General features: G+C 72.9%; 20 protein-coding genes and 1 riboswitch. Of the genes, 3 read left to right on the forward strand and 17 right to left on the reverse strand.

Going from position 1 to position 19,661, the window contains the following annotated elements:
• Position 1: 1 nt before the first annotated feature.
• The 9 genes from N538_RS0105445 to N538_RS0105485 all read right to left on the reverse strand — a co-directional run bounded on the left by N538_RS0105445 (position 2) and on the right by N538_RS0105485 (position 8,741).
• Positions 2-1,129 carry an XdhC family protein gene (locus N538_RS0105445; RefSeq protein WP_028636467.1) on the reverse strand — a complete coding sequence of 376 codons (1,128 nt, stop codon included), beginning with the start codon at positions 1,127-1,129 and terminating at the stop codon, positions 2-4.
• A complete protein-coding gene (locus tag N538_RS0105450; RefSeq protein ID WP_028636468.1) occupies positions 1,122-2,231 on the reverse strand; it encodes a vWA domain-containing protein in 1,110 nt (369 codons plus the stop codon). Before N538_RS0105450 ends, N538_RS0105445 begins: the two co-directional genes overlap by 8 nt.
• Entirely contained in the window at positions 2,228-3,112 is an 885-nt protein-coding gene (locus N538_RS0105455) for an AAA family ATPase (protein ID WP_028636469.1), read from the reverse strand. Before N538_RS0105455 ends, N538_RS0105450 begins: the two co-directional genes overlap by 4 nt.
• A gap of 28 nt (positions 3,113-3,140) precedes the next feature.
• Positions 3,141-3,704 carry a nucleotidyltransferase family protein gene (locus N538_RS29240; protein ID WP_028636470.1) on the reverse strand — a complete coding sequence of 188 codons (564 nt, stop codon included), beginning with the start codon at positions 3,702-3,704 and terminating at the stop codon, positions 3,141-3,143.
• Positions 3,701-4,339: a hypothetical protein gene (locus N538_RS29245; protein WP_028636471.1), complete on the reverse strand. Its 639-nt coding sequence runs from the start codon at positions 4,337-4,339 to the stop codon at positions 3,701-3,703. Before N538_RS29245 ends, N538_RS29240 begins: the two co-directional genes overlap by 4 nt.
• The gene (locus tag N538_RS0105470) at positions 4,336-4,866 is read right to left on the reverse strand and encodes an RNA polymerase sigma factor (RefSeq protein WP_051548891.1); all 531 of its coding nucleotides are present in this window, start codon (positions 4,864-4,866) and stop codon (positions 4,336-4,338) included. The genes N538_RS29245 and N538_RS0105470 overlap by 4 nt, the downstream gene beginning before the upstream one ends.
• Positions 4,867-4,985: 119 nt before the next feature.
• Positions 4,986-6,611 carry a chaperonin GroEL gene (gene groL, locus N538_RS0105475; RefSeq protein WP_028636473.1) on the reverse strand — a complete coding sequence of 542 codons (1,626 nt, stop codon included), beginning with the start codon at positions 6,609-6,611 and terminating at the stop codon, positions 4,986-4,988.
• Positions 6,612-6,836: 225 nt separating this feature from the next.
• Positions 6,837-7,712, reverse strand: a complete 876-nt coding sequence (locus N538_RS0105480) for an ATP-grasp domain-containing protein (RefSeq protein ID WP_028636474.1) — start codon at positions 7,710-7,712, stop codon at positions 6,837-6,839.
• 21 nt (positions 7,713-7,733) lie between these two features.
• Positions 7,734-8,741, reverse strand: coding sequence for a LacI family DNA-binding transcriptional regulator (locus N538_RS0105485; protein WP_028636475.1), 1,008 nt, complete (start codon positions 8,739-8,741; stop codon positions 7,734-7,736).
• 364 nt (positions 8,742-9,105) lie between these two features.
• Here N538_RS0105485 and N538_RS0105490 point away from each other — a divergent pair, with 364 nt between their 5' ends.
• Positions 9,106-9,459, forward strand: coding sequence for a YciI family protein (locus N538_RS0105490; protein ID WP_028636476.1), 354 nt, complete (start codon positions 9,106-9,108; stop codon positions 9,457-9,459).
• Positions 9,460-9,479: 20 nt separating this feature from the next.
• Positions 9,480-10,655: an RNA polymerase sigma factor gene (locus N538_RS0105495; protein ID WP_197025241.1), complete on the forward strand. Its 1,176-nt coding sequence runs from the start codon at positions 9,480-9,482 to the stop codon at positions 10,653-10,655.
• A 7-nt stretch (positions 10,656-10,662) separates the two neighbouring features.
• Here the strand turns inward: N538_RS0105495 and N538_RS0105500 are convergent, their stop codons facing one another.
• The 6 genes from N538_RS0105500 to N538_RS0105525 all read right to left on the reverse strand — a co-directional run bounded on the left by N538_RS0105500 (position 10,663) and on the right by N538_RS0105525 (position 16,565).
• Entirely contained in the window at positions 10,663-10,941 is a 279-nt protein-coding gene (locus tag N538_RS0105500) for a MoaD/ThiS family protein (protein ID WP_028636478.1), read from the reverse strand.
• 11 nt (positions 10,942-10,952) lie between these two features.
• Positions 10,953-12,221 carry a threonine synthase gene (gene thrC, locus N538_RS0105505; RefSeq protein WP_028636479.1) on the reverse strand — a complete coding sequence of 423 codons (1,269 nt, stop codon included), beginning with the start codon at positions 12,219-12,221 and terminating at the stop codon, positions 10,953-10,955.
• A gap of 9 nt (positions 12,222-12,230) precedes the next feature.
• Positions 12,231-12,376: riboswitch (SAM riboswitch) on the reverse strand.
• Between the two features lie 136 nt (positions 12,377-12,512).
• Positions 12,513-14,834: an endopeptidase La gene (gene lon, locus N538_RS0105510; RefSeq protein WP_028636480.1), complete on the reverse strand. Its 2,322-nt coding sequence runs from the start codon at positions 14,832-14,834 to the stop codon at positions 12,513-12,515.
• 54 nt (positions 14,835-14,888) lie between these two features.
• A complete protein-coding gene (otsB, locus tag N538_RS0105515; protein WP_028636481.1) occupies positions 14,889-15,728 on the reverse strand; it encodes a trehalose-phosphatase in 840 nt (279 codons plus the stop codon).
• A 29-nt stretch (positions 15,729-15,757) separates the two neighbouring features.
• A complete protein-coding gene (locus N538_RS0105520; protein WP_028636482.1) occupies positions 15,758-16,270 on the reverse strand; it encodes a LytR C-terminal domain-containing protein in 513 nt (170 codons plus the stop codon).
• A gap of 1 nt (position 16,271) precedes the next feature.
• Positions 16,272-16,565 carry a DUF3263 domain-containing protein gene (locus N538_RS0105525; RefSeq protein ID WP_028636483.1) on the reverse strand — a complete coding sequence of 98 codons (294 nt, stop codon included), beginning with the start codon at positions 16,563-16,565 and terminating at the stop codon, positions 16,272-16,274.
• 104 nt (positions 16,566-16,669) lie between these two features.
• Here N538_RS0105525 and N538_RS0105530 point away from each other — a divergent pair, with 104 nt between their 5' ends.
• A complete protein-coding gene (locus tag N538_RS0105530; RefSeq protein WP_028636484.1) occupies positions 16,670-17,674 on the forward strand; it encodes a Gfo/Idh/MocA family protein in 1,005 nt (334 codons plus the stop codon).
• A gap of 14 nt (positions 17,675-17,688) precedes the next feature.
• Here N538_RS0105530 and N538_RS0105535 read toward each other — a convergent pair whose 3' ends face one another.
• Positions 17,689-18,330 carry a LuxR C-terminal-related transcriptional regulator gene (locus N538_RS0105535; RefSeq protein WP_028636485.1) on the reverse strand — a complete coding sequence of 214 codons (642 nt, stop codon included), beginning with the start codon at positions 18,328-18,330 and terminating at the stop codon, positions 17,689-17,691.
• A complete protein-coding gene (locus tag N538_RS0105540; RefSeq protein WP_081790303.1) occupies positions 18,327-19,622 on the reverse strand; it encodes a sensor histidine kinase in 1,296 nt (431 codons plus the stop codon). Before N538_RS0105540 ends, N538_RS0105535 begins: the two co-directional genes overlap by 4 nt.
• Positions 19,623-19,661: the final 39 nt, after the last annotated feature.

Consider the following 19,661-nt stretch of genomic DNA (forward strand, 5'->3'; position numbering starts at 1 on the left):
CTCAGTGGAGGTCGCGGTGGATGCGTCCCTCGAGGGTGCCGAGCCGCTCTCCGGACCCGCCCCAGCGGCCGGCGACGATCTCCGCGGCGATGCTGATCGCGGTCTCCTCCGGCGTCCGGGCACCGAGGTCGAGCCCGATCGGGCTGGAGAGCCGGGCGATCTCCTTCTCCTCCAGCCCCGCCTCGCGCAACCGCTCGAGCCGGTCCTCGTGGGTGCGCCGGGAGCCCATCGCGCCCACGTAGGCGATCTCCGGCAACCGCAGCGCCACCTCCAGCAGCGGCACGTCGAACTTCGGGTCGTGGGTCAGCACCGTGACCACCGTGCGGCCGTCGACCCGGCCCGCCTCGGCCTCCGCCGCCAGGTAGCGGTGCGGCCAGTCCACGACCACCTCGTCGGCCTCGGGGAACCGGCTGTTCGTCGCGAACACCGGCCGCGCGTCACACACCGTCACGTGGTAGCCCAGGAAGCTGCCGACCCGGGCGACCGCGGCCGCGAAGTCGATCGCCCCGAACACCAGCATCCGCGGCTTCGGCGCGAACGCCCACACGAACACCCGCATCCCCTCACCGCGACGCTCGCCGTCCGGGCCGTAGCCCAGCGTCGCGTTGTGGCCCGCCGCCAGCAACCCCAGCGCGTCGTCGTGGACCGCATCGTCCGCGCGCGGCGACCCCAGCGACCCGGCGAGCGGCTCGTCCGGGCGCACGACGAGCCGGCGGCCCAGCCAGGCCGGGTCCGGGTGCTCGATCACCGTCGCCAGGGCCACCGGCCGGCCGGCCTCGACGTCCTCGGCGATCTCCCCGAGCTCGGGGAACGTCTCCCGGTCCACCTTCTCGACGTACACGTCGAGGATCCCGCCGCAGGTCAGCCCGACCGCGAACGCGTCGTCGTCGGAGACGCCGTACCGCTCGAGCACGGGCGTGCCGGACTCCACCACGGACTGGCCGAGCTCGTAGACCGCGCCCTCGACGCAGCCACCCGAGACCGAGCCCACCGCGGTCCCGTCCGGACCGACCAGCATCGAGGCGCCCGGCGGCCGCGGCGCGGACTGGAACGTCGCGACCACGGTCCCGACCCCCACCGTCTCCCCCGAGCGCCACCACGCCAGCAGCTCGGGCAGCACGTCACGCACGGGAGACCACCTCCACCAGCTCGGCGAACGTCGCGAGGGAGTGCCCGGCGACGAAGTCGTCGCAGTGCGGCAGGGCCGCGACGACGCCCTGCTGGACCGGCTCGTAGCCGGCCTTGCCGCGGTGCGGGTTGACCCACACGACCCGGTGCGCGATCCGCCGGAGCCGCGCCATCTGCTCGCCGAGCATGGTCGGGTCACCGCGCTCCCAGCCGTCGCTGAACACCACGACCACGGCGCCGCGGGCCATCCCGCGCTGGCCCCACCGGTCGAGGAAGAACCGCAGCGTCTCGCCGAGCCGGGTGCCGCCGGACCAGTCGGGCACGGTCTCGCCCGCGGCCACCAGCGCCCGCTCCGGGTCGCGGACCCGCATCGCGCGGGTGACGTGGGTGACCCGGGTGCCGACCGTGAACGTCTCGACCGACCCCGACGACCCGGCCGCCTGGGTGAACCGGTGCGCGAGGCGGAGCAGTGCGTCGGCGTACCCGCTCATCGATCCGGAGACGTCGACCAGCAGGACCACGCGGCGCGGCCGGGTGCCGCGGCGCCGCCAGGCGATCTCGGCGGGCTCGCCCATCCGGCGCAGCGAGGCGCGCAGGGTGTGCGAGGCGTCGACCCGCCCGCGGTGCCAGCGCTGGTGCCGGGCGGTACGCCGGACCGGCGGGCGCGGCCGCAGCGTGGCGAAGAGACCGACCAGGCGGTGCTTCTCGGCGGCCGAGAGCGCGGCGACGTCGCGGTGCCGCAGCACCTCGGTGTCGCTGGCCGTGGCTCGCACGACCTCCTGCTCGTCGGAGTCCGCCGCCCCGGTCCCCTCGTCGAGGGGCAGCCCCGAGAACGCGGGCGCCTCCACCCGCTGCTTCGGCCGGGGCAGCGGGAGGCCGTCCCGCGAGCCGAAGTACTCGTGGAACACCTGGTCGTAGCGCGCCAGGTCGTCCGGGCCGGCGCAGAGGGTGGCCCGGCCGGCCAGGTAGGCCGCGCGCCGGTCACCGGCGCCCAGCACCGCCGTCGCCGCGAGGAAGCCCTGCGCGCGGTCGTGCGTGACGGGGACGCCGGCGGCGCGGAGCGCGCGCGTGAAGGCGAGCAGAACGACGTCCGGGTCCCTCATGGCCGCAGCATCTGGTCGAGGGCGTGGCGGACCCGCTCGGAGTCCTCGCGGTACTTCACGAGCGCGCCGAGGGTGGCCGCGGCCGTCTCGATGTCGATCTCGGCGGTGCCGAGGTGGTGGAGCGCGCGCGCCCAGTCGAGCGTCTCCGCGACGCCCGGTGGCTTCTGGAGGTCGTCCCGGCCGCGCAGCTGCTGGACGAGCTCGACCACCTGCCGGCGCAGCGTCTCGGACACCTCGGGCGCCCGGCTGCGGAGGATCTCGACCTCGCGCTCCAGGCCCGGGTGGTCGATCCAGTGGTACAGGCAGCGCCGCTTCAACGCGTCGTGCAGCTCCCGGGTTCGGTTCGAGGTGAGCACGACGATCGGCGGGGTCGCGGCGCGCACGGTGCCGAGCTCGGGGATGGTCACCTGGTAGGTCGAGAGCACCTCGAGCAGGAACGCCTCGAACTCGTCGTCGGCCCGGTCCACCTCGTCGACCAGCAGCACCGCCGGGCTCTCCTGGAGCGCCCGGAGCACGGGACGGGCGAGCAGGAAGCGCGCGTCGTACAGGCTCTTCTCGGCCTCCTCGACGCTCTGCTCGCCGCGAGCGGAGCCGGCAGCCTCGAGCGCGCGCAGGTGCAGGATCTGGCGCGGGAAGTCCCAGTCGTAGAGCGCCTGCGTGGCGTCGATGCCCTCATAGCACTGGAGCCGGACCAGCGGCAGCTCCAGGCTCTCGGCGATGGCCTCCGCGAGCGCGGTCTTGCCGGTGCCGGGCTCGCCCTCGAGCAGCAACGGCCGCTGCATCTCCAACGCGAGGAAGGCCACCGTCGCGAGCGCGTCGTCGGCGAGGTAGCCGGTGCCGCCGAGGCGGTCGGCCACGGCTGCAGGGGACTCGAGGGCCATGCAGCCAAGGCTACGCGGGGCCCGTTGGTCAGGGGTTGGGGCGATCGACGTCGCGGCCCGACGCCAGGTCGGCGCACTCGACGACCTCGACGTCGTGGCTCGCGAGGTACCCGCGCGCACCCCGGTCGCCGTCGGTCTCGGCGACCACGCCCGCCCAGTGGTCGCGGCCGATCACCACCGGGTGCCCGACCTGTCCGTCGTACGACGCGCGCCGGAGCGTGGCGGCCGAGGGGGGCGGGTCGAGGAGCCGGCGGACGACGTCCGCACCGACGTCCGGCAGGTCGACGAGGGTGAGGACCACCGCGTCGGCGTCCGTGCCGTCGACCGCGACGAGGCCCGCGCGGAGCGAGGCGGACATGCCCTCGGCCCAGTCCGCGGCGACGACAGCGGTGGCACCGGTGCCGTCGAGCAGCGGCAGCGCGTCCTCGGCCCCGGCGCCGAGCACGGCCGTCACCTGCGAGCACCCGCCGTCGGCCAGCGCGCGCACGGCGGCGACCAGCCACGGCTCGCCGTACCGGTCCCGCACCAGCGCCTTGGGCATGCCCATCCGCGAGCCCGCCCCCGCGGCGAGGAGCAGCCCGGCGACCGTCACCCGAAGGCCTGGTCGTAGAGCGCGGCCAGGTCGGCGGAGTACGGCGCACTGAACCCGCACACGGTCACCTGGCCGTCGCTCGCGCTCACGAGGTACCGCCCGCCGTCCTCGAAGTGCACCGCCCCCACGAGGTCCTGGAGCGCCTCCTCCGGCGCCTGCACGCGGACCAGGTCGGTCGGGCCGCCGGCGTACCAGTGCCCGACGGTGAGCGTGACGACCCGGCCAGCCAGGGCGGTGACGGTGCCGTCGAAGGCCAGCGACTGCTGCGCGAGGGTCTCGGCGTTCGGCACCATGCACCTCGCGTCGTACGTCGCCGGGCTGGGCGCGCCGAGCTCGGTGACCGTGGTGTGGTCGGCCGCCGTCGGCGGCGCGGCGGGGTCGTCGTCGTGGCTGACGACGGCGAAGACGCCGACACCGGCGATGATCAGCACCGCCGCGGCCGCGACGAGCCAGGTGAGCGGGCCGCGGTTGCGGGTGCCCGTCGCCCGGTTCTCGGTGGTCAGCTCGGTGCTCATGACGTCCTCCACGAGTCGGGTCGCCCGCTCGGGGCCGGCCGGCGGGAGGGAGGAGGCCGGGTCGGCCGCCCGCAGGCGGTCGCGCAGTTCGTCGTGCTGGTCGTCGTGCTGGTCGGTCACGGTCTTCTCCCCTCTCTCGACTCCTCATGTCCGGACGCGGCGCCGTTCTTTCGCAGCAGGTCCGCGAGCTTGCCGCGCGCCCGGTGGAGCCGGATGCTCGCGGCGTTCGCCGTGATGCCCAGGACGGTGGCGATCTCCGCCGGCGCCAGCTGCTCCCACGCCCACAGGCGCAGCAGCTCGGCATCGTTCGGCCGCAGCGCGGCCACCGCGGCGGCGAGGTCCTCGTCGCGCTCCTCGGGACCCGGCAGGGCCTCGGCCGGCGGGTCGATCGCGGCGACCTTCGCCGCCACCCGCTCCTGGCGGCGCGCGGACCGCTCGGCGTTCCGCAGGCACATCCGGGCGACGCCGTACACCCACGGCAGCGGGTCCGGGGGGAGGTCGTCGGCCCGCCGCCAGCACACCAGCAGCGTCTCGGCGAGCACGTCCTCGGCGGTGGCGGCGTCGGTACGACGGGCGAGGTATCGGCGCACGGGCTCGATCAGCCCGGGCGCGACCTGTTCGAAGCGTTCGCGGCGGCTCTCGTCCACGGCCACCACTCTGCCCCACCCCCGCCACTCCCGTTGAACCGGCCGGCGGGAGACGGCGAACGGCCCCAGTCCCGGGGGACTGGGGCCGTTCGAACGGTGCTACGTGGAGCGGGTCGGACTCAGAAGTCCATGCCGCCCATGCCGCCGGACGGGTCGCCCATCGGGGCGGACTTCTCCGGCTTGTCGGCGACGACGGCCTCCGTGGTGAGGAAGAGCGCCGCGATGGAGGCGGCGTTCTGCAGCGCGCTGCGGGTCACCTTGGCGGGGTCGATGATGCCCGAGGCGATCATGTCGACGTACTCGCCCGTGGCGGCGTTCAGGCCGTGACCAGCGGTCAGGTTGCGCACCTTCTCCGCCACGACGCCGCCCTCGAGGCCGGCGTTGATCGCGATCTGCTTGAGCGGGGCGTCGGAGGCGAAGCGCACGATGTTCGCACCGGTCGCCTCGTCACCCTCGAGCTCGAGCTTGTCGAACGCGGTGGCCGCAGCCTGCACCAGGGCGACGCCGCCACCGGCGACGATGCCCTCCTCGACGGCCGCCTTCGCGTTGCGAACGGCGTCCTCGATGCGGTGCTTGCGCTCCTTGAGCTCGACCTCGGTGGCCGCGCCGACCTTGATGACCGCAACACCGCCGGCCAGCTTGGCCAGGCGCTCCTGCAGCTTCTCGCGGTCGTAGTCGGAGTCCGACTTCTCGATCTCCGCACGGATCTGGTTGACGCGACCAGCGATCTGGTCGGCGTCGCCCGCGCCCTCGACGATGGTGGTCTCGTCCTTGGTGATGACGACCTTGCGGGCCTGGCCGAGCAGCTCGATGCCGGTCGACTCGAGCTTGAGGCCGACCTCCTCCGAGATGACCTGGCCGCCGGTCAGGATCGCGATGTCCTGCAGCATGGCCTTGCGGCGGTCACCGAAGCCCGGTGCCTTGACGGCGACGGACTTGAAGGTGCCGCGGATCTTGTTGACGACCAGCGTGGACAGGGCCTCGCCGTCGGTGTCCTCGGCCAGGATCAGCAGCGGCTTGCCCGACTGCATGACCTTCTCCAGCAGCGGGAGCAGGTCCTTGACCGACGAGATCTTCTGGTTGGCGATCAGGATGTAGGGGTCCTCGAGGACCGTCTCCATCCGCTCGGGGTCGGTGACGAAGTACGCCGAGATGTACCCCTTGTCGAAGCGCATGCCCTCGGTGAGCTCGAGGTCGAGCCCGAAGGTGTTCGACTCCTCGACGGTGATGACGCCTTCCTTGCCGACCTTGTCCATCGCCTCGGCGATGATCTCGCCGACGGTGGTGTCAGCGGCGGAGATCGACGCGGTGGCGGCGATCTGCTCCTTGGTCTCGATGTCGATCGCCATGCTCGAGAGCTGCTCGGACACGGCGGCGACGGCGGCCTCGATGCCGCGCTTGAGGCCCATCGGGTTCGCACCCGCGGCCACGTTGCGCAGACCCTCGCGGACCATCGCCTGCGCGAGGACCGTCGCCGTGGTGGTGCCGTCACCGGCCACGTCGTCGGTCTTCTTGGCGACCTCCTTGACCAGCTCGGCGCCGATCTTCTCGTAGGGGTCCTCGAGCTCGATCTCCTTGGCGATGCTCACACCGTCGTTGGTGATCGTGGGGGCACCCCACTTCTTCTCGAGAACGACGTTGCGGCCCTTGGGGCCGAGGGTGACCTTGACGGCGTCGGCGAGCGTGTTCATGCCTCGCTCGAGACCGCGCCGGGCCTCCTCGTTGAAAGCAATCAGCTTGGGCATAACTCCTGCGATTCCTCACGCTTAGAGTTCGTGGATCCGGCTCGATGGGTTGCCCGCGACGGACGGCCCCGCTGACCCGGCGAACCCTTTCTCGCCGGCGCGGCGGGCCTCAACTGGCACCGATCCGGTTGTCACTCTCGCTAGGAGAGTGCCAGCGTCATGTTTAGCACTCGACCCCTGCGAGTGCAAGAAGCGGGGCCCTTCAGCACAGCCGGGCGGCGGACCTCACCAGGTCTTCGGGTAGGCCCGGGCGGCGACGGCCTCGGCGAACGGCAGGGCGTTCAGCGGGAGGACGTCGAGGTACAGGCCCGGCTCGGTCAGCTCGACCTCGCTGACCACGAGGCGGTCCCGGTAGCGCATCATGTCGACCCGGCCGTAGACGATCTCCTCGCCCAGCAGGTCGACCACGGTGGCGATCGCCTCGGCCGCCAGCGACGCGGCCTGCTCCCCCAGCTCGACCGAGCGCGAGCTGCCGCCGTACTGCTCGTGGACCCGGATGTCATTGGCGCTCGGGGTCTTCTGCGCCTGGCTCACGGGCCGGCCGCCGATCACGAAGACGGAGATCTCGCCCTCGGTGTGGATCGACTCGACCAGCGGCTGCACCACCCAGGGACCCTCGTGACCGTCCTTCGGAAGCCAGACCCGGCCGTCCGTGACGACCTCGAGGCCACGGCCGCCGGCGCCGACCCGCGGCTTCACCACGGCCAGGCCGAACCCGTCGGCGGCGGCGCGTACGTCGAAGATGGTGTCGGCCGCGACCGTCGGGACGACCGGGAGGCCGGCGTCCTGGAGCTCGATCAGGTAGCGCTTGTCGGTGTTCCAGCGGAACACCGACGCACCGTTGAGGAGCGTCGGGCCGACACCGGACGCCCAGCCGAGGAACTCCCCGAGCCGGCCGTCGTAGTCCCAGGCCGAGCGGACCGCCACGACCTCGGCGGTGCCCCAGTCGACGCCGAGGTCGTCCCAGACAACCCACCGGCTCGCGAGGCCGTGCGCGGCGAGCGCCGCGTCGAGCGCGCCGTGGCCGGGCTCGCCCTCGGCCCACTCGCGACTGGTCGCGAGCAGGACGAGTGGCACCTGGGCCTCACCGCGATGCTCCATGGGCAAATGCTAAGCGGTGGCTCAACTGCTGTCGCGGACGACCAGACGGGTGGACAACATCCGTGCGGCGTGATCGCGCTCGGGCGCGGCCATCGTCTCGAGCAGCAACGCCACCATCTCGCGGCCCATCCGCTCCGGGGACTGGTGCACCGTCGTGAGCGGTGGATGGGCCGACTGGGCGATCGGCGCGTCCTCGAAACCGACCACCGCGACGTTCTCCGGCACCCGTCGGCCGGCGTCGCGGAGCACCTGGAGGGCGCCGACCGCCATCAGGTCGTTCGCACAGAAGACCGCGTCGAGGTCCGGCGCCCGCTCGAGCAGCGCCCGCATCGCGTCGGCGCCGCTCTGCTGCCCGAAGTCGCCACGCTCGACGAGCCGTTCGTCGACTGCGCGCCCGGCGGCGGCCAGCCCGGCGACGTACCCCTCGTAGCGCGAGCTGCCGGCGACCATGTCGGTCGGGCCGGCGATCGTGGCGATCCGGCTGCGGCCGCGCTCGACCAGGTGCGCCACCGCGAGGCCGGCGCCCTGCACGTTGTCGACGTCGACGGAGCCGTTCGCGACGTCCTCGCGGGGGCGGCCGCCGACCACCACGGGTACGCCGTGCGCACGGATCCGCTCCGGCAGCTCGTCGTCGTCGTGGAGGGAGAGCAGCAGCACGCCGTCGACGTGCTGCCGGGTCAGGTAGCGGTCCAGCCCGCCGCGCCGCTCCGACGCCTGGGCGAGGAGCAGCACCAGCTGCCGGTCGGCCGCGCCGAGGGCGGACCCGATGCCGCGGACGATGCCGGCGAAGAACGGCTCGCCGAAGACCCGCTCCTCCGACTCCGCGATCACCAGGGCGACGGTGTCGGTGCGGCGCTTGACGAGGGCCCGGGCCGCGGCGTTCGGGACGTACCCGAGCTGCTCGATGGCCTCCTCGACCGCCTGCCGGGATCGCTCGGAGACCTTCTCGCCCCCGTTGATCACGCGGGACGCGGTGCCCCGGCCGACGCCGGCGAGGGCGGCGACCTGCTCGAGGGTCGGCTGGGTCATGGCGCCAGTATCCCGTCGAGCAGCGGGCCCGGGACGTCGAGGAGTTCCCGGGCCCGCCACACGGATGGGCCCGCCGCGGAACCGCCGTTCGCGGCAGGCACCCCCACACGTCCGGCCAGGGCCATCATGCGGTCCACCCCCGGTCGGTCGTGGTGAGTGGGAGCGTTCCCATTGCGCTCACTCTGGCCGCTGGCGACGACCCTGTCAAGGGCTCCGGAGCCGGTGGCCGAACGGCACGTCGACGTCCATCCCGAACGCCTCACGCGTCCGTTCGGGCAGGTCCGGGTGAACGGCAGCTGTCGATTCTGTCGGGCCTCGCCCGTCATCGCGGTGACAGACTCATCCCACGTCGAGAGGAACCACCATGACCACCTACGCCGTTCTCCTCCCCGGTGACGAAGCCACCTGGGAGTCCGCCTCCGAGGAGCAGCGCGCCGCGATGTACGCCCGGCACGGCGAGTTCGCCCGGCTCCTCGGGGAGCGCGGTCACCAGGTGACCGGCGGCGCCGAGCTCACGCACTCGCGCAACGCCAAGGTCGTCCGTGCCAGCGGCGTCACCGACGGGCCGTACGCCGAGACCGTCGAGCAGCTCACGGGCTTCTACCTGGTCGAGACCGACGACCTGGACGACCTGCTCGAGGTCGTGCGCGTGCTGGCCGGCACCGACGGCGCGATCGAGGTGCGCGCGACCGTCGACAACAACGGAGGCGCCGCCTGACCGAGGAACAGCTCGCCGCGGTGCTGCGGGACGAGTGGGGCCGGTTGCTGGCCCTGCTGGTCGCGCAGTTCCGCCGGCTCGATCTCGCCGAGGACGGCCTCGCCGACGCCTTCGAGGCCGCCGCGCGGACCTGGACGGTGCCGCCGGACAACCCGCCCGCGTGGCTGCTCACCGCTGCCCGCCGGCGGATCGTCGACCGGCTGCGCAGCGAGGGCGTCGCGGCCCGGAAGCTGCCGATGCTCGCGGTCGAGGCGTCGGTGCAGGAGGAGGCGCAGGCGTTCATGGCAGATGCCGGTGAGACCGTGGTCGACGAGCGGCTGCGCCTGGTCCTGCTCTGCGCGCACCCGTCGCTGCCGCGGGAGTCGGCGGCGGCCCTGACGCTCCGGCTGGTGCTGGGCGTGCCGACCGACGACATCGCGCGGCTGTTCCTGGTGCCGACGCCCACGATGGCCGCCCGGCTGACCCGAGCGCGCAAGAGGCTCGCCGGCGAGTCGTTCGCCGTACCCGGTGACCTGGCTCCTCGGGTGGCGGTGGTGGCCGACGTCGCCTACCTGGCGTTCACGACCGGCTACGCGCCCGGCTCGGGCCCCGACGTGCTGCGCGCGGACGTGGCCGGCGAGGCGATCCGGCTGGTGCAGGTGCTGCGTTCCGTGCTGTCGTACGTGGACACCGAGCTGGACGCGCTGCTCGCGCTGATGCTGCTCCAGCACTCGCGCCGGGACGCCCGGGTGGACGGTGACCGGCTGGTGCTGCTGCCGGACCAGGACCGCAGCCGCTGGCACACCGCCGAGATCAGCGCCGCGCTCGACCTGCTGCGGCCGTGGGTCGACGCGGCACCCTCGCCGTACCTCCTCCAGGCGCTGGTCGCGGCCGAGCACGCGATCGCGCCGACCGCCTCCGCGACGGCCTGGGACCGGATCGCGGCGCGCTACGAGGAGCTCGAGGAGCTCACCGGCTCGCCGGTCGTCCGGCTCAACCGCGCGGTCGCGGTCGCCGAGGCGTCCGGCCCGGCCGCGGGGCTCGCGCTGCTCGACGGGCTGGTGCTCCCCGGCCACCGGCTGCCCGCCACCCGCGCCGAGCTGCTCACCCGGCTCGGTCGGTCCGCCGAGGCCGGCACGGCGTACGACGAAGCCATCGGCCGCTGCTCGAACCTCGCCGAGCGCGCCCACCTCATCGAGCGCCGCGCCCAGCTGTGACGCGGGATCAGCAGCCGCCCGCGACCGCCGGGATCACCGAGATCTGGGTGCCGTCGGGCGTGGGCGTGGCCAGGTTGTCGAGGAAACGCACGTCGTCGTTGTCGACGTAGACGTTGACGAACCTGCGCAGCTCGCCGGACTCGTCGAGGATCCGGCCCTTGATGCCGCTGTAGTTCCCGTCGAGGTCGTCGAGAACCTCGGCGAGGGTCGCGCCCGAGGCGGTGACCTCGGACTCGCCCCCGGTGTAGGTGCGCAGGATGGTCGGGATCCGGACGGAGACTGACATGCGAGTCCCTTTCAGGCGAGGCCGGTGGCGGCGAAGGCGGCGTACGTCGGTGCGATGGTGGCCGCCGGGGCGACCGAGCCGGAGACGGCGTCGAGGGTCTTGAGCCCGTGGCCGGTGTTGATGACGACGGTCTCGAGGGACGCGTCGAGCTGGCCGGTCTCGACGAGCTTCTTGAGTACGGCGACCGTCGTACCGCCGGCGGTCTCGGTGAAGATGCCCTCGGTGCGGGCCAGCAGCACGATGCCCTCGCGGACCTGGTCGTCGGTGACGTCCTCGACCGCGCCGCCGGTCCCGCGGCAGATGTCGAGCACGTAGATGCCGTCGGCGGGGTTGCCGATCGCGAGGCTCTTGGCGATGGTGTCCGGCTTGACCGGCCGGATCGCGTCGACGCCGGCCTTGTAGGCGACGGAGACCGGCGAGCAGCCCTCGGCCTGCGCGCCGAAGACCCGGTACGGCTTGTCCTCGACCAGGCCGAGCGCGATCAGCTCCTGGAACGCCTTGTGCACCTTGGTCAGCTGCGAGCCGCTCGCGACCGGGATCACGATCTGGTCCGGCAGCCGCCAGCCGAGCTGCTCGGCGATCTCGTAGCCCAGGGTCTTCGATCCCTCGGCGTAGTACGGGCGGACGTTGACGTTCACGAACGCCCAGCCGTCCTCCTCGCCGGCGATCTCCGAGGCGAGCTTGTTCACGTCGTCGTAGTTGCCGTCGACCGCGACCAGCGAGTCGGTGAAGACCGCGCTGTTGACCTGCTTGGGCTGCTCGAGGTTGCTCGGGATGAACACGACGGTCTTGATGCCGGCGCGGGCGCCCGCGGCGGCGACGGCGTTCGCGAGGTTGCCGGTCGAGGGGCAGGCGAAGACCTTGGCGTGCAGCTCGCGAGCGGCGCTCAGCGCGCAGGCGACCACCCGGTCCTTGAAGGAGTTGGTGGGGTTGGTGGAGTCGTCCTTCACCCACAGGTCGGCGATGCCGAGCTCGGCGCCGAGGTTGTCCGCCTTGAGGAGCCGGGTGAAGCCGGGCTCCATGTTCGGGCTCTGCTCGATGTCGGACGGGACCGGCAGCAGCGCCTTGTAGCGCCAGATGTTCGCGGGTCCGGCCTCGATCTGCTCGCGGGTGACCTCGCCGAACTCGTAGGCGATCTCCAGCGGGCCGAAGCACTCCGGACACGCGTAGAAGGGCCCGAGGTCGACCCGGTGGCCGCACTCGCGGCAGGACAGGGCGACGGCGTTGCCGAACGCGCCCTCACGGGTGGTGGATGCCTTCTCGACGACAGCGGCGCTCATGAGTCCTCCTTCTCATCTTCCCCGGCTGCGACGGTCGCGCCGGGCGGAATTGGCACCGTTTCCGCGAACCGCTTCCCGATGTTCCGGGCGGCGGAGGCTCGCGGCGGTTGCCGGGACTTCACAGGGCCGTATCCCTCTGTCCCTCTGGATGAGCTGTCAGGAACTGTACGCGGGCCGTCTCAGCATGTGCACACCGCATCCGCATGCTGGACGTGCGAACGCGGTAGTCCCTGCCGAAAATGTCGTCGACACGGCGTGTCGAGAGCATTTTGGGCAGGGACTACGCGGACGTCAGGCGGCGGCGGTGGCGCCCCGAGCCTCGGAGGGGGCGGGGACGAGGGCGCCGCGGACGACGTCGAGCACGTCGCCGACCACGTGGACCGTGACCGACTCGAGCACGTCGGCGGGCACGTCGTCCAGGTCGGGCTCGTTGCGCAGCGGCACGAAGACCTCGGTGAGTCCGTTGCGCTGGGCGGCGAGCAGCTTCTGCTTGAGGCCACCGATGGGCAGCACCCGGCCGTTGAGGGTCACCTCGCCGGTCATGCCGACCTCCGAACGCACCGGGCGACCGGTCGCGAGGGACGTGAGCGCGGTGACCATCGTGATGCCCGCGGACGGTCCGTCCTTGGGCGTCGCGCCGGCCGGCACGTGCACGTGGATCGCCTTCTCGAAGAACGCCGGGTCGACGCCGAGCTCGGCCGCGTGGGCGCGGACGAAGGACAGCGCGATCTGCGCGGACTCCTTCATCACGTCGCCGAGCTGGCCGGTCAGGGTCAGTCCGGCGGTGCCTTCCGACGCGGACGCCTCGATGAAGAGCACGTCGCCACCGAGACCGGTGACCGCGAGACCGGTCGCGACACCCGGGACCGAGGTCCGCTCGTGCGTCTCCGGCGTGAACCGTGGCCGCCCGACCAGGCCCTTGAGCTGGGGTACGTCGATGTCGACGTGCGTCTCGCCGGTCGCCAAGCGGGTGGCCGCCTTGCGCAGCGCCTTCGCGAGCAGCCGCTCCATCTGGCGTACGCCGGCCTCGCGGGTGTAGCTGGCGGCCATCTCGCGGAGCGCCGCGTCGGACACGCTCACCTCGTCGGCGGTCAGCGCCGCCCGCTCCAGCTGCCGGGGCAGCAGGAAGTCGCGGGCGATCGCGACCTTGTCGTCCTCGGTGTAGCCGTCCAGCGTGACCAGCTCCATCCGGTCCAGCAGCGCGGACGGGATCTGCTCGACGACGTTGGCGGTCGCGATGAACAGCACGTCCGACAGGTCCAGGTCGAGCTCGAGGTAGTGGTCGCGGAAGGTGTGGTTCTGCGCCGGGTCCAGCACCTCGAGCAGCGCCGCCGCCGGGTCGCCCCGGTAGTCCGAGCCGACCTTGTCGACCTCGTCGAGCAGCACGACCGGGTTCATCGACCCGGCCTCCTTGATGGCCCGGACGATGCGGCCGGGGAGCGCGCCGACGTACGTCCGCCGGTGCCCACGGACCTCGGCCTCGTCGCGGACGCCGCCGAGGGCGACCCGGACGAACTTCCGGCCCATGGTGCGGGCGACGGACTCGCCCAGCGAGGTCTTGCCGACTCCCGGAGGCCCGGCGAGCAGGATGACCGCGCCGGAGCCGCGGCCGCCGACGACCTGGAGGCCACGCTCGGCACGCCGGGCGCGCACGGCGAGGTACTCCACGATCCGCTCCTTGACCTCGTCGAGGCCGTGGTGGTCGGCGTCGAGCACGGCGCGCGCCGCCACGACGTCGTTGACGTCGTCGGTCGTCACGCCCCAGGGCAGCTCGAGCACGGTGTCGAGCCAGGTGCGGATCCACGCCGCCTCGGGGTTCTGCTCGCTGGAGCGCTCGAGCTTGTCGACCTCCTTCAGCGCGGCCTCGCGGACGCCGTCGGGCAGGTCGGCGGACTCGACCCGGGCGCGGTAGTCCTCCGCGCCCTCGGGCTCGCCCTCGCCGAGCTCCTTGCGGATCGCGGCGAGCTGCTGGCGCAGCAGGTACTCGCGCTGCTGCTTCTCCATGCCGTCGCGCACGTCCTCACCGATCTTGTCGGTGAGCTCGGCCTCGGCGAGGTAGTCGCGGGTCCAGCCGATCAGCTTCTCGAGCCGCGACTCCACGTCGGGGTCCTCGAGGAGCTCGCGCTTGCGGTCGATGGAGAGGTACGGCGCGTAGCCGGCCGCGTCCGCGATCGCCGCCGGGTCGGACATCTGGTGCACGGTGTCGATGACCTGCCAGGCCTCGCGGCGCTGGAGCACGGCGACGACGAGCCGCTTGTACTCCTCGGCGAGCTCACGGGCGTGGTCGGTGACGACGTCGTCGACCGGCTCGACCTCGACCCACAGGGCGGCACCGGGACCGGAGACGCCGCTGCCGATGCGGGCGCGGGGACCGGCCTTGAGGACGGCAGCGGGGCTGCCGCCGGAGAATCGGCCGACGCGCTCGACGGTCGCCACGACGCCGTACGACGCGTAGCGGTCCTCGAGACGCGGGGCCACCAGGACCTGGCTGTCGCTGCCGGCGCGGGCGGCGTCGATCGCGGCGTGCGCGGCGTCGTCGAGCTCCAGCGGCACGACCATGCCGGGCAGGACGACCAGGTCAGAGACGAAGAGAACAGGCAGCTTCAGGGACATGCCTCCAGAACGCCCCGGGTGCGGCCGGTGTTCCGGAGAGGCCCTCCTGTTCGCTCAGGACGAACGCGCGTCGGCCGTGAGCCGCCGGAGCAGGTCGAGCACTCCTTCTGGTCCGCGGACCACGACATCGGCGCGCTCGGCCAGCGCGCTCACCTCGTCGGAGGCCGAGCAGACCAGCAGCGTCGGCATCCCCTCCTTGGCCAGGGCGGCGACCGCCTCGAACGCCTCGACGTCGCCGAGGTCGTCGCCGGCGAAGAGGAACGCACCGGCGCCCACCTCCTCGACCAGCGCCTCCACGGCCCGACCCTTGTCCATGCCGGGCGCCCGCACCTCGATCACGTTCCGGCCGGGCTCGAGGACCAGCCCGTTGCGGTCCGCGAGGTCGCGCAGGGGCCCGAGCAGCCGCTGGAACGCCGCGTCGGGATCGGCCATCCGCCGGGTGTGCACCGCGTGGGCGAGGCCCTTGTCCTCGACCCAGGCGTCCGCGGCGTCGGCGTTGCGGAGCGTGCGCGGGAGGTCCCGCAGGAACGTCGCCAGCCCCTGCGGCGGCCGGGGCGAGACGATCCGGCGGCGGGTCGAGCTCCACCGCTCGTTGCCGTACTGCCCGAACAGGTAGAGCTCCTTGCCGTGGTCGCCGATGGTGTTGCCGACCGCCTCCAGCCCGCCGAGGTCGAGGGCCTGGCGCGCGGGGCGCCCGGTGATCACCGCGACGGCGGCGACCACGTCGGCGAGGTCGACGAGGACGTCGCCCGCCTCCGCGTGGATGTGCGCGCGCTCCGGGTCGTCCACGATCGGGGCGAGTGTCCCGTCGAAGTCGAGTCCGACGACCGCCCGGTCGGCGGCGCGCACGAGCGCGGCGTACTTGTGCTCCCCCTCGGGCGAGGTGAACTCCATGCCTCCCAGCCTGTCACCCGGAGGTGAGGTCAGGACAGCGGCCCCGTGAGGATCACGGTCAGCCGGTCGAGCCGCATCGGGTCGACGGCGGGGGCGGTGCGCTTGATGCCCAGGTCGAGGGCGAGCTGCTTCGCGGCGGCCTTGAGCTTGGCCGGGTAGTACACCGTCGTCGCCGGGATGGTGCCGTACCAGTTGTCGGAGCCGACGACCTGCCAGCCGATCCCCGTGGCCCGCTCGCCGACCTGTCCGGCGAGGCCGGTGATGCCGGAGTTGTTGTAGACCTCGACGTAGACCTTGCCGCGCTGCACCTTCGGCGGCTGCGGCTTCGGATCCTTCGACGGGGTGAACGTCGGGGACGGCGTCCCGGTCGGGGTGCCGGTCGGGGTGCCGGTCGGAGTGTCGGAGACGGTGGTGACCTCGCGCTCGGTCGGCTCCGCGCCTCGGGTCGCGACGAAGGCGATGCCGGCCATCGCCACGGCGATCACGCTGAGCATCACGACCGGGGACGGCATCGCGACGCCGCGCTGGTTGCGGGTGCGCACCTCAGACCTCGAAGCCCAGGCGGCGCGCCGACCGCTGGCGCTGGCGGGCGGAGCGGAGCCGACGCAGCCGGCGGACCAGCAGGGGGTCCGCCTCGAGCGCCTCGGGGCGGTCGATCAGGGCGTTGAGGACCTGGTAGTACCGCGTCGAGGACATGTCGAACTTCTCCCGGACCGCGGTCTCCTTCGCGCCGGCGTACTTCCACCACTGGCGCTCGAAGTCGAGGATCTCGCGGTCGCGGTCGCTCAACGCCGGCGTGGCGTCGGCAGCGCCACCGAGAGCGTTCGCGGCGTCCATGCGGTCCTCCGGGATCACGTCCTACAAAGCAGGTCAGGCTTCACTGTAGGTGACGAACCACAACGATGTCATTCGCCTCGCGGGCGCGTCGCTAGTCTCGCCCCATGACGACCCGGTGGGGCATCCTCGCGACCGGCAGGATCGCGCACACGTTCGCGCGCGACCTGGCACTGGTTCCCGGTGCGGAGCTGGTCGCCGTGGGCTCGCGCCGGCCCGAGAGTGCTCGCGCGTTCGCGGCCGAGCACGGCGGCACGGCGTACGGCTCCTACGAGGAGCTGGTGGCGGACCCCGCCGTCGAGGTCGTCTACATCGCCACCCCGCACGCCCTGCACCTGGACAACGCTCGGCTCTGCCTCGAGGCCGGCAAGCACGTGCTCTGCGAGAAGCCCCTCACGCTGACGGTCGCCGAGGCCGAGGAGATGGTGCGGCTCGCCGGCGTCCACGACCGGTTCCTCATGGAGGCGATGTGGACCGCGTGCCACCCGGCCGTGATAGCGCTGCGCGAGCGGCTCGCGTCCGGTGAGCTCGGTACGCCGCGCCAGCTGCACGCCGAGCTGGGGTTCCGGGTCGACGCGCCCCCGGCGGACCGGATGCTCGACCCGGGCCTCGGCGCCTCCGCGCTGCTCGACATGGGGGTCTACCCCCTGACCTTCGCCCACCTGATGCTCGGCGAGGCCCTCTCGCTGGCCGCGACCGCCGAGCTCTCCGACCGGGGCATCGACCTCGACGTCGCGATCGCCGGCCGCTACCCGGGCGGCGCGCTGGCCACCCTGAGCGCGTCGATGACGTCGTGGTCCAGCCGTCGCGCCGGCATCGCGACCGACCTCGGGCGGATCGACGTCGACGACTTCCACCACCCCTCGCGGATCGTGTTCACGTCGTACACGACCGGGGACACCAACGACACCGTGGTGATCGGGGACCCGGAGGCGATCGAGCCCGGCCAGCCGCTCCTGGGCCGCGGGTACGCCCACGAGATCGTGGAGGTCGGTCGCTGCCTGAAGGCGGGACTGCGCGAGAGCCCGCTGGTCCCCCACGCCCAGACGCTGGCGATCATGCGCCAGATGGACGAGGTGCGCGCGCAGGTCGGCGTCAGCTTCCCCGCCTGACGCCGCGCCCGCCGTCAGCTGCGGAGGAAGGCGAGGACCGCGGCGACCCGGCGGTGCTGGGCGTCGTCGTCCGGCGCGAGGCCGAGCTTCGCGAAGATCCGCTGGGTGTGCTTCTCGACCCCGGCGAGCGACACCGTGAGTGCGGCGGCGATCGCGGCGTTCGACTTCCCCTCGGCCATCAGCGACAGCACCTCGCGCTCGCGCGGCGTGAGGTCGGCGATCGGGTCGCGGTGGCGGCCCATCAGCTGCCGCACGACCAGCGGGTCGAGCACGGTGCCGCCGGCGGCGACCGCGGCCACCGAGCCGAGGAAGTCGTCGAGGTCGCTGACCCGGTCCTTGAGCAGGTATCCGACGCCGCCCGTGCCGGCCGCGAGCAGGTCGTCGGCGTACGACACCTCGACGTACTGCGAGAGCACCAGGAGCTTCGCGTCCGGCCAGGTACGGCGCACCTCCACCGCCGAGCGCAGCCCCTCGTCGGTGTGGCTGGGCGGCATCCGGACGTCGACGATGCCGAGGTCCGGCCGCTCCTCGAGCATCGAGGAGACGAACGCCGGGCCGTCGCCCACGGAGCCGACCACCGTGTGGCCGGCCTCGGTGAGCAGGAGCTGGAGCCCTTCACGGAGCAGCAGCGAGTCGTCGGCGACCACGATCCTCATGCAGGGATCCTCGCGACCAGCGTCGTGCCGCCCCACTCCGGGGAGGTGATCTCGAGGGTGCCGTCGACGGCAGAGAGCCGCTGGCGCAGCCCGGCGAGGCCCAGGCCCTTGGCCGGGTGCGCGCCGCCGACACCGTCGTCCTCGACCCGCACCATCACAGTGCCGCCGTCGAGGACGACCGCGACGTCCGCGGACTTCGCGCCGCTGTGCTTGGCGACGTTGGTGAGGGCCTCGGCGACCACGAAGTAGACCGCGGTCTCCACGTGCGGCGGCAGCTGCTCCGGCACCTCGATCCGGCTCGAGACCGGCACGACGCTGTGCGTCAGCATCTCCTCGAGGGCGGCCGCGAGCCCCCGGTCGACCAGCAGCGGCGGTGCGATGCCGCGGGACAGCGAGCGCAGCTCGGCGACCGTCTCGCGGGCCTGCGTGAGCGCCTCGTCGAGCGTGGCGGCGGCGCGGTCGGGGTCGTCGGCGACCTGCTTCCTGGCCCGGCCGAGGTCCATGGTCAGCCGCACCAGCCGCTGCTGGGGCCCGTCGTGGATGTCGCGCTCGAGCCGGCGCAGCGACTCGGCCTCGGCCAGCCGGGCGGCGTCGCGGCTGTCCTCGACCCGCACCACCTGGTCCTGGAGCTCGGCGCGGCTGCACAGCAGCACCGAGGCCAGGCTGGAGTGGATCAGCGCCGCCACCCGCATCGCGAACGGCAGGGTCACCAGGAGCAGCACCCCGATCGCGAGGTTGAGGAGGCTCTCGGCCGTACGCCCGCTGCCGAGGCCGATCAGCTCGGCCAGGCCCTCGTCGTCCGGGTTGTCCGGGATCCACATCTGCCAGAACCAGTAGGTCAGGCCGGTCAGCATGGCGGCCCACCACACCACGGCGACGGCGAACGCGAGCGTCCCGGTCACCAGGCCGACCAGCGACCAGACGACGTCCAGCCACGACTGGGGGTCCCGGAGCGGGGTCAGCATGCGGCGCCAGAAGCCGGAGCCCTCGGGTGCGCAGAGGTACCGCGGGCCGGGCGCCTCCTTGCCGAGCATGCCGCGCATCCGGATCCGCTCGAACCGCGCGAACCCGCGGGCGACCATGACACCGACCGGGATCAGCAGGACCCCGCCGATCAGGATCGACAGCGAGACGCCGAGCGCGATGTCGACCAGCACGACGACGAACGCCACCAGGGCGATCACGAACGCCGACAGGTTGTAGCCGGTGTCGTACAGGACACGTCGGACGCCGCGGGGTCTTGCGGACGCCGCGATCGGGAACTGGGTGGGCATGCTGACCGTCTCCGTCATGCCGACAACGCTAGGAACGCCGCGGCCTCGGCACGATCC

It is taken from the genome of Nocardioides sp. URHA0032 (assembly GCF_000620645.1).
Lineage (GTDB): Bacteria > Actinomycetota > Actinomycetes > Propionibacteriales > Nocardioidaceae > Nocardioides.

Coding starts and splice junctions, on each gene's coding strand:
- thrC (WP_028636479.1), bottom strand. CDS start 12,221: ATGAGCGCCGCTGTCGTCGAGAAGGCATCCACCACCCGTGAGGGCGCG.
- N538_RS0105500 (WP_028636478.1), bottom strand. CDS start 10,941: ATGTCAGTCTCCGTCCGGATCCCGACCATCCTGCGCACCTACACCGGG.
- N538_RS0105450 (WP_028636468.1), bottom strand. CDS start 2,231: ATGAGGGACCCGGACGTCGTTCTGCTCGCCTTCACGCGCGCGCTCCGC.
- N538_RS0105485 (WP_028636475.1), bottom strand. CDS start 8,741: ATGACCCAGCCGACCCTCGAGCAGGTCGCCGCCCTCGCCGGCGTCGGC.
- N538_RS0105525 (WP_028636483.1), bottom strand. CDS start 16,565: ATGGACGCCGCGAACGCTCTCGGTGGCGCTGCCGACGCCACGCCGGCG.
- N538_RS0105455 (WP_028636469.1), bottom strand. CDS start 3,112: ATGGCCCTCGAGTCCCCTGCAGCCGTGGCCGACCGCCTCGGCGGCACC.
- N538_RS0105540 (WP_081790303.1), bottom strand. CDS start 19,622: ATGACGGAGACGGTCAGCATGCCCACCCAGTTCCCGATCGCGGCGTCC.
- N538_RS0105480 (WP_028636474.1), bottom strand. CDS start 7,712: ATGGAGCATCGCGGTGAGGCCCAGGTGCCACTCGTCCTGCTCGCGACC.
- groL (WP_028636473.1), bottom strand. CDS start 6,611: ATGCCCAAGCTGATTGCTTTCAACGAGGAGGCCCGGCGCGGTCTCGAG.
- N538_RS0105490 (WP_028636476.1), top strand. CDS start 9,106: ATGACCACCTACGCCGTTCTCCTCCCCGGTGACGAAGCCACCTGGGAG.
- N538_RS0105530 (WP_028636484.1), top strand. CDS start 16,670: ATGACGACCCGGTGGGGCATCCTCGCGACCGGCAGGATCGCGCACACG.
- otsB (WP_028636481.1), bottom strand. CDS start 15,728: ATGGAGTTCACCTCGCCCGAGGGGGAGCACAAGTACGCCGCGCTCGTG.
- N538_RS0105535 (WP_028636485.1), bottom strand. CDS start 18,330: ATGAGGATCGTGGTCGCCGACGACTCGCTGCTGCTCCGTGAAGGGCTC.
- lon (WP_028636480.1), bottom strand. CDS start 14,834: ATGTCCCTGAAGCTGCCTGTTCTCTTCGTCTCTGACCTGGTCGTCCTG.